At 42.5% G+C, this 15,426-nt stretch carries 13 protein-coding genes; 12 read left to right on the forward strand and 1 reads right to left on the reverse strand.

The genetic code is table 11. The features are described 5' to 3' along the window. Positions 1–34 precede the first annotated feature (34 nt). Positions 35–1,453, reverse strand: a complete 1,419-nt coding sequence (locus MSG66_RS03770; protein WP_202743683.1) for a diguanylate cyclase — start codon at positions 1,451–1,453, stop codon at positions 35–37. A 424-nt stretch (positions 1,454–1,877) separates the two neighbouring features. Between MSG66_RS03770 and ndhC the strand changes: the two genes are divergently transcribed. The 12 genes from ndhC (at position 1,878) to nuoM (ending at position 15,425) form a co-directional block, all read left to right on the forward strand. Beyond that, the gene (ndhC, locus tag MSG66_RS03775) at positions 1,878–2,429 is read left to right on the forward strand and encodes an NADH-quinone oxidoreductase subunit A (protein WP_009393853.1); all 552 of its coding nucleotides are present in this window, start codon (positions 1,878–1,880) and stop codon (positions 2,427–2,429) included. A 6-nt stretch (positions 2,430–2,435) separates the two neighbouring features. Continuing rightward, positions 2,436–3,113, forward strand: a complete 678-nt coding sequence (locus MSG66_RS03780; protein WP_002050353.1) for a NuoB/complex I 20 kDa subunit family protein — start codon at positions 2,436–2,438, stop codon at positions 3,111–3,113. Positions 3,114–3,196: 83 nt separating this feature from the next. Beyond that, positions 3,197–4,984 (forward strand): NADH-quinone oxidoreductase subunit C/D, encoded by a 1,788-nt coding sequence (nuoC, locus tag MSG66_RS03785; RefSeq protein WP_003653478.1) that lies wholly within the window; start codon positions 3,197–3,199, stop codon positions 4,982–4,984. 13 nt (positions 4,985–4,997) lie between these two features. Next, positions 4,998–5,507 carry an NADH-quinone oxidoreductase subunit NuoE gene (nuoE, locus tag MSG66_RS03790; RefSeq protein WP_042896843.1) on the forward strand — a complete coding sequence of 170 codons (510 nt, stop codon included), beginning with the start codon at positions 4,998–5,000 and terminating at the stop codon, positions 5,505–5,507. Beyond that, positions 5,504–6,835, forward strand: coding sequence for an NADH-quinone oxidoreductase subunit NuoF (gene nuoF / locus MSG66_RS03795; protein ID WP_042896844.1), 1,332 nt, complete (start codon positions 5,504–5,506; stop codon positions 6,833–6,835). Before nuoE ends, nuoF begins: the two co-directional genes overlap by 4 nt. Before the next feature lie 12 nt (positions 6,836–6,847). Beyond that, a complete protein-coding gene (gene nuoG, locus MSG66_RS03800; protein ID WP_202743681.1) occupies positions 6,848–9,532 on the forward strand; it encodes an NADH-quinone oxidoreductase subunit NuoG in 2,685 nt (894 codons plus the stop codon). 3 nt (positions 9,533–9,535) lie between these two features. Continuing rightward, positions 9,536–10,552, forward strand: coding sequence for an NADH-quinone oxidoreductase subunit NuoH (gene nuoH / locus MSG66_RS03805; protein WP_004703499.1), 1,017 nt, complete (start codon positions 9,536–9,538; stop codon positions 10,550–10,552). Positions 10,553–10,618: 66 nt separating this feature from the next. Next, positions 10,619–11,113 carry an NADH-quinone oxidoreductase subunit NuoI gene (gene nuoI, locus MSG66_RS03810; protein WP_420535660.1) on the forward strand — a complete coding sequence of 165 codons (495 nt, stop codon included), beginning with the start codon at positions 10,619–10,621 and terminating at the stop codon, positions 11,111–11,113. Further along, a complete protein-coding gene (gene nuoJ / locus MSG66_RS03815; RefSeq protein WP_014205902.1) occupies positions 11,113–11,631 on the forward strand; it encodes an NADH-quinone oxidoreductase subunit J in 519 nt (172 codons plus the stop codon). The genes nuoI and nuoJ overlap by 1 nt, the downstream gene beginning before the upstream one ends. Continuing rightward, positions 11,631–11,939: an NADH-quinone oxidoreductase subunit NuoK gene (nuoK, locus tag MSG66_RS03820; RefSeq protein ID WP_003653467.1), complete on the forward strand. Its 309-nt coding sequence runs from the start codon at positions 11,631–11,633 to the stop codon at positions 11,937–11,939. Before nuoJ ends, nuoK begins: the two co-directional genes overlap by 1 nt. After that, on the forward strand, positions 11,936–13,825 hold the full coding sequence (gene nuoL, locus MSG66_RS03825; RefSeq protein WP_133975151.1) for an NADH-quinone oxidoreductase subunit L: 1,890 nt from the start codon (positions 11,936–11,938) through the stop codon (positions 13,823–13,825). The genes nuoK and nuoL overlap by 4 nt, the downstream gene beginning before the upstream one ends. A 1-nt stretch (position 13,826) precedes the next feature. Next, on the forward strand, positions 13,827–15,425 hold the full coding sequence (gene nuoM, locus MSG66_RS03830; protein WP_202743680.1) for an NADH-quinone oxidoreductase subunit M: 1,599 nt from the start codon (positions 13,827–13,829) through the stop codon (positions 15,423–15,425). Position 15,426 lies beyond the last annotated feature (1 nt).

The raw sequence follows: 15,426 nt of genomic DNA on the forward strand, positions 1-15,426 counted from the left end.
TAAAATTCATTACACTAGATGATTAAATGAAAACCTATAAAGATATAAAGACCCGATTACGCCCTTGGCGTTTTGCTTGATATAAAGCGTCATCTGCTTCTTTAAATAAATTTTCAATTGCTCTATGAGAAGAGGGGGAATATAAACTTATGCCAATACTGACTTGTATGAAAATTGGTAATTTTCCATAGATATAAATCGGTTGCTGACTAATTTTAATTCGTATTTGCTCTGCAAGGTCAAAGGCACTTTCCTTGGTGGTATCTGCAATGAAAATTGCAAATTCTTCACCGCCAAAACGGCCCAACAAATCATGAGGATGCAAAATATTTTGAATGGTGGTGACACAAGTTTGTAGAGCGCGGTCACCTATTTGGTGGCCATAGTTGTCATTAACTTGTTTGAAATGGTCTACATCAAGCATGAAAAAGGCTGAGGTTTTATTTTCTTTGTGTACCTTTTCTTGAAGTAGTCTGACCGATTGCAAAAACTGGCGTCGAGTGAGGCTAGAAGTTAGTTCGTCATGTGCAATGGCGTGTTGAAGCTTTTGGATTAATTCTGAATGTAAAACACTAATGCTAGAGACGGTAAGAGGTGCAATCGTCATCATAATTAGTCCAATACGAATTGAAATGGTATTGCTTAAATATTCGTTTGGATAAAGCAAAAGGTAGTGTCCAGAGACATGATAGATAATATAGGCGCTGGTAAAGGTCGTAATGAGTGCAACAATGATCGGTTTGTAGCGTATAGCACACCAGATGAGTGCGGCAATTGGGTAAAGTAATGAACCAGGGCCAGAGTCATAATAGCTTGCGGCAATAGAAATAATGACAGCTAAAAAAGGTAAAAGGTCAATTGCTTGTAAGCCATGATTTCTCGAAAAGTAATGTTTTACCTGACTATATTGAGGTAGGTTCAATATGATTGGCAAAAGAAGTAAAGCGTTTTGTAATTCTGAAGTAAACCAATAACCGAATTCATCCCACAAACTCCCAAGCATAAATTTGGTATTAAACATAGGAACGAAAGTTGCTGCAAACAATGCACCTGCTACGCTGCCTATACCACATAGACCAAATAAAAAGAGGTAGGAATAGCCTCGATAGGCCGCTTTAATATGCTGATTAAAAAACATATAGAGGGCCAGGGTAGTGACAACATAAATAAAATTTGACGTTGTTAAAACAAGTGTGAGGGTAAATGGAGTACCTTGAAATAGATCGCTAATCAAATACCCTATATAGGCCCCTAATAATGTGCTTGGTCGACGCGTACTTGGAAAGCGAATCAGTAACCCGAGCAAAACAGAATTGGCAGGCCAAAAGAACGCCAGAAAACTTAAAGGACGAGATGCGATGCCAATAAAACAACATACCGTAATAATAAAACCAAACAGGAGAAAAAATTTTAAAGAAGAGGAAAATGAAAATTCACGAAGTGAGTATGGCATCAGCTGCCCTTAATGATAAACACTCTTATCCAAGAGTAATAAAATATTATGCATGACTAAACATTCATCATAATTCAGAGGGGAAGTTGAATACAATAAAAAACAAACTAATATTATAAAAAAGTAAGTTATAAAAACTTAATGGTTGATGAACTGTGTAATTATTCTAAAATTAAAAAATGAAAAAAATCATCATAAACAAAAAAACTATTAAATAAACCGATTATGTGCGGTGAAACCCCCCTTACAACCCATAGAAGAATAGTTTTGTTTAGAAAATCATCCGAAAGACTAAGACGCTTCAACTAGCATGCGAAATTAGAAATCAGGTACAATTGGCGGGATTAATTTTGTGTTTGGTGTATTTGAAGGCCAATACATACATTCTTTGTTAAATAATAGGCCTGCCAGGAGTTATCCCCGCATGAGTGCCATTACTCCATACGACTGGGCGATTATCGCCTTCGTGATCGGCGTTACATTTCTTTGCGTCTTTATGCTCACAGTTCCCTTACTCCTCGGGGGGAAATCGTGGGGGCGTGCTAAGCAAGAGCAGTTTGAATCGGGTGTCGTGAGTGCTGGTGGCGCTCGCATTCGCCTGTCTGCAAAGTTCTATTTAGTTGCAATTTTCTTTGTTGTCTTCGACTTAGAGGCACTTTACCTCTATGCATGGTCTACTTCTGTGCGTGAAGTAGGGTGGTTGGGATATACCACTGTCGTGATCTTTGTCGTTGATTTATTGATTGCGCTTGTTTATGCCTTCTCTGTAGGTGCTTTAAGTTGGTCACCAGCAGATCGCCGTAAATCAGCAGGTGAGGCGATTAAAATCGGTTCACCAACAATGAACATTGCTGAAATTACACGCTTTAACTCTATTGAAGAGCTCGTAACTGACCCTACAGGCCAGATTCCAGCTCAATCATCAGGTCGTGTTAAGTCAAAAAATACACCTGCATTGTCATCTGAAAAGGAGTAAGTCGGGATGAAATATACTCTGACCCGCGCGAATCCGGATGCTGACCAATACCCATTGCAAGAACGTCAAATCGTGACAGATCCACTCGAAGAGGAAGTGAATAAAAACGTATTCATGACTCGTTTAGAGGATGTCTTGCATACAGCAGTAAACTGGGGGCGTAAAAACTCCTTGTGGCCATTTAACTTCGGTACCTCATGTTGTTACGTTGAGTATGCAACGACCTTAACAGGCGTGCATGACTTGTCACGTTTCGGCGCAGAGGTTATCCGTGCTTCACCTCGTCAAGCTGACTTGATGATTGTTGCAGGGACCTGTTTCGTAAAAATGGCACCAGTTATTCAGCGTCTATATGAACAGATGTTAGAGCCTAAATGGGTCATCTCGATGGGTGCTTGTGCAAACTCTGGAGGTATGTACGACATCTATTCAGTAGTACAAGGTGTAGACAAAATTATTCCTGTTGACGTGTACGTCCCAGGTTGTCCGCCTCGTCCTGAAGCATTAATTCAAGCTTTAATGCTTTTACAAGACCAGATTCAATTAGAGCGACGCCCGCTTTCTGCCGTGATCGGTGATGATCTTCAGCCAGTGTATAAGCCAAAGATGATGCCAGAACGTGACCGTAAGAATGCGCAGCGTATTGCCGTTAAAAACTTACGCTCTATGGATGAGATTAAATAATTTTTTGACGGTGCGTTGACATATCTAACGATATGTTCATCGAGAAAATTGACAGAATTTGTATTAAATAGGAAGCCAAGCCAATGGCTGAAACTGACATTGCTATGCCAGAGTCAACACCAGTTGATTCACGCCCAGCATTTGCAATCGTAGAAGAGCTCAAAACTAAATTTGGTGAGAACTTTTACGTGCAGGCGACTTTTGAAGAGTTTCCAACAGTCTGGGTTGAGCGCGCACGCGTGCAAGAAGTCCTTATGTTCCTACGTAAAGTGGAACGTCCATATGTAATGCTGTTTGACTTATCTGCGATGGATGAGCGTTTACGTGTTCATCGTGATGGTTTGCCAGCATCTGACTTCACTGTGTTCTATCATTTATTATCGCTTGAGCGTAATAGTGACATTCGTATCAAGGTTGCCTTGAACGAAAATGATCTTAATCTTCCGACAGCGACCAATATCTGGCCAAATGCCAACTGGTATGAACGTGAAGCTTACGATATGTTCGGTATCAATTTCGAAGGGCATCCAATGCTCCGTCGTATCTTGTTGCCAACGTACTGGGAAGGTCATCCGTTACGTAAAGAATATTCAGCACGTGCGACAGAATATACGCCGTACATGCAAGACAAAGCGAAACAAGACTTTGAACAAGAGCACTTACGTTTTGTTCCAGAAGACTGGGGTCTTAAGCGCGGTAACGCTGACGAAGATTTCATGTTTCTGAACTTGGGTCCTAACCATCCATCTGCACATGGTGCGTTCCGTGTTGTATTGCAGTTAGATGGCGAAGAAGTGAAGGACTGTGTTCCTGATATCGGTTATCACCACCGTGGTGTGGAAAAGATGGCTGAACGTCAAACATGGCATTCTTTCATTCCTTATACAGACCGTGTGGACTACTTGGGTGGTTGCGCTCAGAACATGCCGTATGTGATGGCTGTAGAGCAAATGGCAGGAATCAAAGTTCCTGAACGTGCTCAAGTCATTCGTGTCATGTTGAACGAATTATTCCGTATTAATAACCACTTGTTGTTCTGTGGTACGGCAATTCAGGATGCCGGTGGTATGACACCAGTATTCTATATGTTCGCAGACCGTCAAAAAGTTTACGACATTGTTGAAGCAATCACGGGTTACCGTATGCATCCAGCATGGTTCCGTATTGGTGGTACAGCACACGATCTTCCAAATAACTGGCAAAAACTTGTTAAAGACTTGCTAGAGTGGATGCCTAAGCGCTTAAACGAATACTACACAGCAGCATTGAAAAACTCTGTGTTTATTGGTCGTACGCGTAACGTTGCGCAATACGATGCTAAGTCTGCACTCGCATGGGGTGTGACAGGTACTGGTTTACGTGCGACAGGTATTGATTTTGATGTTCGTAAATATCGTCCATACAGTGGCTATGAAAACTTCGATTTTGATGTGCCAGTTGAGTATGAAGGCGATGCTTATGCACGTGTACTCGTTCACTTCCGTGAAATTACTGAGTCGTTAAAAATTATTCAACAGTGTTTGGATAACATGCCTTCTGGTCCATATAAAGCGGATCATCCATTGGCTGTTCCACCACCGAAAGATAAGACATTACAAGATATTGAAACCTTGATTACGCACTTCTTGAGCGTTTCATGGGGTCCTGTCATGCCAGCGGGCGAGTCATCATTTATGACTGAAGTGGTTAAAGGTGCAAGTACGTATTACTTGACTTCAGATAAATCGACGATGAGTTATCGTACTCGTATTCGTACACCGACCTTTACTCACTTACAGCAAATGCCTGCAGTGATTAACGGCAGTTTGGTATCTGACTTAATCATTTATCTAGCGACCATTGACGTGGTTATGGCTGACGTGGATCGCTAAGAGGTAACACATAATGATGATTTTGACTGATAAAAAGCCACGTGTGAATGTTGAAGGGATTTTGACTGCGGAAGAAATTCACGACATCGAACATCACATTGGTCACTATCCATACCCTCGTGCAGCCTCTTTGGATGCATTGAAGTGTGTACAGCGCCGTAATGGTTGGGTAGATGACGCTCAAATGAATGCCATCGCACAGTTATTGTCGATGAGTGTTGCTGATTTGGAAGGTGTTGCAACATTTTACAACCGTATCTATCGCCAACCGGTAGGTCGTCACGTAATTTTGCTTTGTGACTCAATTGCTTGCTTCTTGATGGGTGCAGAAACACTTGCTGAAGCATTCCAGCGCGAATTAGGTATTCAGTATGGTCAGACGACAGCAGATGGTCGTTTTACGCTACTTCCAATTTGCTGCCTAGGCAACTGCGACAAAGGCCCAACTTTAATGATTGATGAAGATACTCACGGTTTAGTTGAAGTGTCATCAGTCAAACAGTTATTGGAGAAGTATGTATGAATACTGAACCAAAACCAATTTATGGCGACGGTAATCCAGAAACTCACCCACTAACTTGGCGTTTAAGTAAACGTGAAGAAGTTCGTGGTGCTGATGATTACGAAGCACTTGAAGGTTATGCAGGCTTTAAAAAAGCATTAGGCATGAAACCTGCTGAAGTGTTAGATGTCATTAAAGCTGCAACCGTAAAAGGTCGTGGTGGTGCGGGTTTCCCAGCGGGTATTAAATGGTCATTAATGGCACCAAATGATGGTGGTCCACGTTATTTGATCTGTAATGCCGACGAAATGGAGCCAGGTACTTTTAAAGATCGTTTGTTGATGGAAAAACTTCCACATCAATTGATCGAAGGTATGTTAATTGCGGGTTATACCTTAGAGGCAACTCAAGGCTATATCTTTATCCGTGGTGAATATATTGAGGCAGCTCAATATCTAAATGAAGCATTAGAACAGATTCGTGCTAAAGGTTATTTAGGCGAAAATATCTTAGATTCTGGCTGGAATTTTGATCTGCATGTACATACGGGTGCAGGGCGTTATATTTGTGGTGAAGAAACTGCATTGATTAACTCGCTTGAAGGCCGTCGTGCTAACCCACGTACTAAGCCACCGTTCCCACAAGTTGCAGGAGCATGGGGCCGTCCAACAATTGTGAACAACGTTGAAACTTATAACAACTTGCCAGCAATTATGCTTCGTGGTCCAGAGTGGTATATCGGCCTATCTGCTGGTAAATCAAAAGACCCAGGCACTAAAATTTATGGTGCGTCAGGTAAAGTGAAATTCCCGGGTCTTTGGGAGTTGCCATTTGGTACAACTGCACGTGAAGTGATTGAAGATCATGCTGGTGGTATGCGAGAAGGCTTAAAGCTTAAAGCATGGTTACCGGGTGGTGCTTCAACTGACTTTTTGCCGGCAGATACCATTGATTTACCAATGGATGCAGACACGATTATGAAAGCAGGTTCTCGTTTGGGAACATGTTTATTGATGGTGGTAGATGAAACTCAATGTATGGTATCGCTCACTCGTAACTTAGAAGAGTTCTTTGCGCGCGAATCATGTGGTTTCTGTACACCATGTCGTGATGGTTTGCCATGGGCTGTTAAAGCGCTTAAATCACTTGAAGCAGGCGAAGGTAAGAAAGAAGATATCGATCATTTACAAGAATTGACTCGTAAATTATGGATCGGTAAAACTTTCTGTGCCCACGCACCAGGTGCGATGGAGCCGCTTATGGGCGCACTCAAACATTTCCGTGGTGAGTTTGAAGCGAAAGTGACGACTCGTCCTGTCGTGCAAACCAGCAACGTAGAACAAGCTTAAGGAATTCGACTTATGGCTACAATTCATGTCGATGGAAAATCGTATGAAGTCAACGGCTCGGAAAACTTGCTACAAGCATGTTTGAGTCTGGGCATCGACATCCCATATTTTTGTTGGCATCCATCCTTAGGTTCGGTTGGTTCTTGCCGTCAATGTGCTGTTACGCAATATGCGAATCCAGAAGATACGCGTGGTCGTTTGGTCATGTCATGCATGACACCAGCATCTGACAATACCTATATCTCGATTGAAGACAAAGAAGCAACAGATTTCCGTGCATCTATTGTTGAATTTTTGATGACGAATCACCCGCACGACTGTCCAGTCTGTGAAGAGGGTGGTCACTGTCATTTACAAGATATGACTGTGATGACTGGTCATGACCGTCGTCGCTATCGTTTTACAAAACGTACGCATTACAACCAAGAGCTCGGCTCATTCATTGCACATGAAATGAACCGCTGTATTGCTTGTTACCGTTGTGTTCGTTACTACAACGACTATGCGGGTGGTACGGACTTTGGTGTGTATGCCAATGCATCTCGTGTGTATTTTGGTCGCCCTGAATCAGGTACTTTAGAGTCTGAATTCTCGGGTAACTTGACTGAAGTATGTCCAACAGGTGTATTCACTGATAAGACACATTCAGAGCGTTATAACCGTAAATGGGACATGCAGTATGCACCAAGTGTGTGTCAAGGCTGTTCTTCTGGTTGTAACATTTCTCCGGGTGAACGTTATGGTGAAATCCGTCGTGTAGAAAACCGTTTCAATGGCTCGGTTAACCAGTACTTCCTTTGTGACAAAGGTCGTTTTGGCACAGGTTATGTAAACCGTGCAGACCGTCCACGTCAGCCTCAGTTCCGTAACAGTGAAACTGTTGCAACTGTTTCTGTCGATCAAGCTTTAGATCAAACGATTGCTAAGCTTCAAGGCAAAAAAGTTTTGGGTATCGGTTCTCCGCGCGCAAGCTTGGAATCGAACTATGCATTACGTGAGCTTGTAGGTCAGGCAAATTACTCAACTGGTATTGCGCAAAAAGAGCAAAGCCTTGTTGAACTTGCTGCATCTATCATGCAAACCGAGGGTATTTACAACCCGAACATGCGTGAAATTGAAAGTTATGATGCTGTTCTGATTTTAGGTGAAGACCTGACTCAAACTGCACCGCGTATGGCTTTGTCAGTTCGTCAAGCTGCGAAAAATAAAGCTCGCGAAATGGCTGCAAAAACACGTACGCCAGAATGGTTGGCTGAGCCTGTACAACGTATTGGTCAAGATGCAAAATCTCCGATCTATATCTTGGCTGCAACTCAAACTCGTCTTGCCGACGTTGCAACTGGTGAAGTTGTTGCTTCTCCAAATGATATTGCTCGTTTAGGTTTTGCAGTCGCTGCGGCAGTGAAAGGCGAAACAGTGAATGGTTTAGATGACGATGCAAAAGCATTTGCTCAAACCATTGCTGATACGTTAAAAGCGGCAAACAAGCCATTAATCATTGCGGGTACTAGCTTGCAAGATGCTTCTATTATGGAAGCTGCGGCTGAGTTGACTCAGAACTTGGGTTCTAAAGCTGGTTTAAGTCTTGTGGTTCCTGAAGTGAACTCGATGGGCTTGGCATTGTTTGGTGGCTTAAGCCTTGAACAAGCATTTGCTCAAGACTACGACACACTTGTTATTGTTGAAAATGACTTGTTCCGTCGCTTACCTGCTGTACAAGTGCAGGCTGCACTTGATAAAGCTGAAACAGTCATTGTGCTTGATCACAGTGAAACTGAAACTGTGAAACAGGCTGATATTGTACTTTCAGCAGCAAGTTTTGCTGAAGGTGACGGTACTGTTGTAAGCCAAGAAGGACGTGCACAGCGTTTCTATCAAGTTTACGATCCAAGTTACTACAAACCTGAATATGCAATTAAAGAATCATGGCGTTGGTTACATGCCATTGAAACTGGCATTAAAGGTAAAGCTGTAGACTGGACATTGCTTGATGATGTGATTGAAAGCATCGTAAAAAATGTACCAGTACTTGAAGCTATTCAAGATGTGGCACCTGATGCAGGTTACCGTGTACATGGTTTGAAAATTGCACGTGAACCACGTCGTTATTCAGGTCGTACAGCAATGCGTGCGCCGTTATCGGTTCATGAACCTAAACAGCCTACAGATTTAGATTCAGCATTAACATTCTCGATGGAAGGTTATGTTGGTCCGCAAAAAGCATCATCATTAGTACCATTTGCATGGGCTCCGGGCTGGAACTCTCCACAATCTTGGAACAAATACCAAGATGAAGTGGGTGGTCACTTAAAAGGTGGTGATTCTGGTGTTCGTTTATTCGATCGCTTAGTAAAACGTCCTGCACGTAGCTATGTAGCTCCAGTAGCAGTAGTTGCAAACCCTGAAAGTTTCCGTTTAGTACCAATGCATCATATTTTTGGTTCTGGTGAATTCACAATTAAAACACCTGCAATGGAAACTCGTATTCCAGAAGCAATGTTTGCAGTGGGTGAACAAGATGCAACTCGTTTGAACCTTCAAGAAGGTCAACGCATTACAGTAAAAGCAGGCGAAACCAGTGTGAGCTTGCCTGTACAAGTAATTGAATATTTACCTACAGGTTATATTGGTTACCCAGTTGGTTTAGCACCAATGGTGTCCCTAGCTGAGCCTGTTTCAGTGGCTTTAGGAGTGTAATTCATGAATCAAGAAATTATACGTCAAACGCCACTTTGGGCTGAAAACTGGCCAATTGCCTACGCTGTAGTTCAAGCAGTTGTGATTTTGCTTGTTGTTGTTTTAGTTGCAGCGTTGATGTCTTTTATTGAACGTCGTTTGCTTGCTTGGTGGCAAGACCGTTATGGTCCAAACCGTGTCGGTCCTGGTGGTATGTTCCAGATCGTTGCCGACATGCTCAAGATCATGTTCAAAGAAGACTGGACACCAAAATTTGCTGACAAACTTACATTCCGTTTAGCACCAGCTGTTGCAATGGCAACAGCGGTTCTTTCGTTCATGGTAATCCCGGTGAGTCCTTCACTGGGTGTTGCCGACATGAGCATCGGTTTGTTGTTCTTCATGGCAATGGCTGGTATTGCAGTCTATGCAGTATTGTTTGGTGGCTGGGCTTCAAATAACAAATACTCATTGCTTGGTGGCTTACGTTCAGCTGCTCAAACCATTTCTTATGAAGTGTTTTTGGGTATTTCATTGATGGGTGTGGTTGCAATTGCAGGCTCATTTAACCTTCGTGAAATTGTTGAAGCACAACGAGATGTTTGGTTCGTCATTCCACAATTCTTAGGTTTCTTGATTTTTGTGGTTGCTGGTGTTGCGGTAACTCACCGTCATCCATTTGACCAACCCGAAGCAGAACAAGAATTGGCTGAAGGTTACCATGTTGAATATGGTGGTATGAAATGGGGTATGTTCTTCGTTGCTGAATATGTCAACGTAGTACTTATTTCTGCATTGATCGTAACTTTATTCTTCGGTGGCTGGTTAGCGCCATTCAATTTAGAAATTCCATTTGTTCCGCCAGTATTCTGGTTTGTGATTAAAACAGCATTCTTTGTAATGATGTTTGTTTTGGCTCGTGGTTCTTTAATGCGTCCACGTTATGACCAAGTCATGAACTTTGGTTGGAAAATTTGTTTGCCATTGGCGTTGGTCAACTTGTTAGTGACTGGTGCTGTGATTCTGATGAATCAGGCCTAGGACAGCAGGGAGTACAAAATGTATAAATTTCTAGCTGGATTCGGATCGATTGTACGTTCGTTGTTTATGGTATTTAGCCATGTAACTCGTAAACGTGACACGATTTTATATCCAGAAGTACCAGCTGAACAGATTGTGCCGCCACGCTTTCGTGGTCGTATTGTGTTGACGCGTGACCCAGATGGGGAAGAGCGTTGTGTGGCATGTAACCTATGTGCGGTTGCGTGTCCGGTTGGCTGTATCTCATTGCAAAAAGCAGAAAAAGAAGATGGACGTTGGTACCCGGAATTTTTCCGCATCAACTTTTCACGCTGTATTTTCTGCGGTATGTGTGAAGAAGCGTGTCCAACAACTGCGATTCAGATGACACCAGATTTCGAACTTGGTGAATATGTACGTCAAGACTTGGTTTATGAGAAAGAAAACTTACTCATTTCAGGTCCGGGTAAATACCCAGACTACAACTTCTACCGTGTAGCGGGTATGGCAATTAACGGTAAAGAGAAAGGTCAGGCGCAGAAAGAAAGTGCACCAATTGATGTACGGAGTCTATTACCATGATGTGGCCGTTTTATTTGATGGCACTCGTGGCCATCGTTTCTACGGTTCGTGTAGTGACTAACACGAACCCTGTACACGCTTTACTTAGTCTAATTGTTTCATTGCTTGCTGTTGCTGGTATTTTCATGATCGTGGGGGCGCCTTTTGCAGGTGCTCTTGAAATCATTGTTTATGCCGGAGCAATTATGGTTCTGTTTGTATTCGTGGTGATGATGTTGAATTTAGGTCAACACACCGTTGAACAAGAACGTAAATGGCTTTCTTCGGATGCTTGGGCATATCCAGCACTCATGAGTTTCTTACTCGGCTTGCTTTTGGTTTGGATGCTTGGTGGTGAATACACCACAATTTCAGCACCACTTGGGGCACAAGTGATTGGACCAAAAGTAGTTGGTCAAGCACTCTTTACTCACTATTTACTATTGGTTGAAGTTGCCGCGATGTTATTGCTAGCAGCCCTTGTTGCAGCATACCACTTAGGTAAACGTGAACCAGGTGCAGAAGAGGAAAAAGAATAATGGGCCAGATTCCTTTAGAACATGGTTTGATTGTTGCAACCATCCTTTTTGCACTCGGTTTTTACGGTGTAATGGTGCGACGCAACCTATTATTTATGTTAATGAGCCTTGAGGTCATGATGAATGCTGCTGCATTGGCATTTGTTCTTGCGGGTAGCGTATGGGCACAACCAGATGGACAAGTCATGTTCATTCTGATTTTGACCCTTGCAGCAGCAGAGGCATGTATCGGTCTTGCGATTGTTCTTCAGTTCTATCATCGCTTCCATCATTTGGATGTGGATGCTGCTAGTGAGATGCGCGGATGAGTTATTTATATCTAACAGTATTATTTCCGCTAATCGGTTTTATTTTATTGGCGGCAGGACGAGACAAACTCTCTGAAAATGTTGCAGCAATTATTGGTGTGGGTTCTGTAGGTTTCTCTGCATTATTTGCATTGATTGCTGGAATGGCATTTACCACCAGTGGTCAGCAAGTTTTTGTTCAAAACCTGTGGACATGGTTCAATGTTGGCGGTTTTGCACCGGGCATTAGCTTACATTTAGATGGCTTATCTTTACTCATGATGGGCATGGTTACAGGTGTTGGTTTCTTAATCCACATCTTTGCATCATGGTACATGCGTGGTGAAGAGGGCTATGCGCGCTTCTTCTCTTATTTCAACCTGTTTGTTGCCAGCATGCTTGTGCTTGTATTGGGCGACAACTTAGCGTTGTTATTCTTAGGTTGGGAAGGCGTAGGTCTTTGTTCTTATTTGCTGATCGGTTTCTATTATGCAAACCCTGCAAATGGTTGGGCTGCGATCAAAGCATTTACAGTTACCCGTGTAGGTGACGTATTCTTACTTATCGCTTTATTCTTGCTTTACCAACAATTTGGTACGTTGAATACTCAGTACATCGTTGAACATGCAGCAGAAGTAATGACGAAGAGTTCGTCACTTACCATCTGGACTGCATTAATGTTGTTCTTGGGTGCGGCTGGTAAATCTGCTCAAATTCCATTACAAACATGGTTGGCAGATGCAATGGCAGGTCCAACACCTGTTTCTGCATTAATCCACGCTGCAACAATGGTAACGGCTGGTGTGTATTTATGCTGCCGTCTATTCAGCGTATTTGAACTTGCGCCTGAAGTGATGCAATTCATTTCGGTAACAGGTGCTGTGACTTTGTTAGTTGCAGGTTTTGCTGCACTCGTTCAAACAGACATCAAACGTATCTTGGCTTACTCAACAATGAGTCAGTTGGGTTATATGTTTATGGCTGTAGGTGCTGAAGCTTATCAAGCTGGCTTGTTCCACATGTTGGCTCACGCATTCTTTAAGGCATTATTATTCTTGTCGTCTGGTGCGGTGATTTTGGCTTACCACCACGAGCAAAACATCTTCAAAATGGGTGGCTTGTTCAAACGTAACAAATTCCTATTTGCTTGTTTCGCGATTGGTGGCGGTGCATTAGCAGCGATCCCATTCTTGACAATTGGCTTCTTCTCTAAAGATGCGATTCTTGGTGAAGTATGGGTACAAGGTCAATCAGTTGCTTTATATCACACCTTATATTGGGTGGGTGTAGCAGGTGCATTCCTGACTTCAATTTATACATTCCGTTTAATCTGGGTTGTATTTTTTGGTCAAGAAAACACGCCTTACCATGAAATTAAAGGTGCAACTTACTGGGCTCCATTGGGCATTTTAGCTGTACTGTCTACTTTTGTTGGTGCCGTATTAAAAGCACCTGTCGCTGGTATTCTTAATACTGCAAAAATTCCTGAATTCCATGTGGCTGAACAATTTGTAGAAGGCATGCATGGGGCAGAGCATTTAGCAGTAGGAATTGCGCTAGTTGGTCTAGTTGTTGGTATAGCATTATTTACATTTGCTTATGGTGCAGTGAAATCATTTGCTCAAACAAGTTTGGGTGCAGGTCTGGCACATATTTGCCGTACCGCTTTTGGTTTTGATGCATTGTATGACATCGTTTTTGTTAAACCTTATTTATTCTTCGCCAAAATCTTTGGCCGTGATCCGATTGACAGTTTGTGGTTAGTTCTTCCTGCACTTGTGAAAGGCGGAAATAGTTTTACAAGCTCACGTCAAACTGGTTCATTGCGTGAATACGCATCAAGTATGTCACTCGGTGTAGTGGTGTTATTGATGATCTTGATCGTTATTCAGGTAGTGGGGAAATAAAATGGAAAACAATTTAATTTTACCCGCGCTGATTCTTGTTCCGTTCATTGCTGGTTTTATTTGTTGGTTAGTCGATAAGCTCGACAAAACCTTGCCACGCTGGATTGCCTTAATTGGTATGCTCATTACTTTGGGCTTAGGTCTTGCACTTTGGCAAAGTGGAACTTATACCTATGAGTTGGGTTCAAAAATCCCAACTTGGTCTGCTGAGTTCTATTTACCGTGGATTCAATCACTCGGTATTGGCATTCACCTTGCAGTGGATGGCTTATCTTTACTCATGGTGTTATTAACAGCATTACTTGGTGTACTTGCTGTTGGTTGTTCATGGGGTGAAATTCAAAAGAATGTTGGTTTCTTCCACTTAAACCTCTTATGGAGTTTAGGTGGCGTTATCGGTGTATTCTTAGCGATTGACCTGTTCTTGTTCTTCTTCTTCTGGGAGATGATGCTTGTACCAATCTACTTCCTGATTGCGTTATGGGGTCATAAAGGTTCAAACGGTCGTTCACGTGTTTACGCAGCTACCAAGTTCTTCCTTTACACGCAAATCGCTGGTTTAGTGATGTTAATCGGTATTCTTGGTCTTGTAGTCTATGGCTACATGATGACCGGAATGATCGGTTTCGATTACAACTATTTATTAGCTGTAGCAAACCACTTACCTCCGAGCTTAGCGTATGGTTTCATGATCTGTTTCTTCATTGGTTTTGCAGTGAAGTTACCAGTATTTCCATTACATGGTTGGTTGCCAGATGCGCATGCTCAAGCTCCTACAGCAGGTTCTGTAGACTTGGCAGGTATCTTGATTAAGACAGCTGCGTATGGCTTGCTTCGTTTTGTTATTCCATTCTTCCCGACAGCTTCTGCACAGTTTGCAGATATTGCGATTATTTTCGGTTTGATTGGTATTTTCTACGGCGCATGGTGTGCTTACCAGCAAACTGACATGAAACGTTTGCTTGCGTATACGTCGATTTCACATATGGGTTTCATTTTACTTGCAATCTACGCAGGTAACATTTTGACCTTCCAAGGTCTAATGATCATGATGTTGGCACATGGTTTGTCATCAGCTGCATTGTTCATTATGTCTGGTCAGATCTACGAACGTTTGCATACACGTGACTTGCGTTTAATGGGTGGTCTTCGTGGCCAACTTCAGTACTTGCCATTCTTCTTGATGTTCTTCGTGGCTGCTCTTGTAGGCGTGCCAGGTTTGGGTAACTTTATTGGTGAATTCCTGATCTTGATGGGTTCATTTAATAAATATCCTGTCTTCACGATTCTTGCTTCTATCAGCCTTGTATTTGCAGGCTTATATGGCTTGATTTTGATTCACCGTACTTTATTTGGTGAACCAAACCCTGAACAAAAGCAACATTACACTAGTCCACTAAAAGACTTATCTGCTCGTGAAGTTGGTATTTTGATGATTTGTGCGATTGGTCTCGTTTGGCTTGGTATCTACCCACAAACATTCTTGGATATGTCTCATTCAAGTATGCAGTGGTTGGTCAATAGTTATATGCCAGTTCAAGAAGTCGTTGAAACTGTTCAGCAAACAGCTACTCAACTTGACCATGTGGAGATCCAATAAT

This window comes from Acinetobacter sp. IK31 (genome assembly GCF_035615195.1).
In the GTDB taxonomy this organism is placed as follows: domain Bacteria; phylum Pseudomonadota; class Gammaproteobacteria; order Pseudomonadales; family Moraxellaceae; genus Acinetobacter; species Acinetobacter calcoaceticus_C.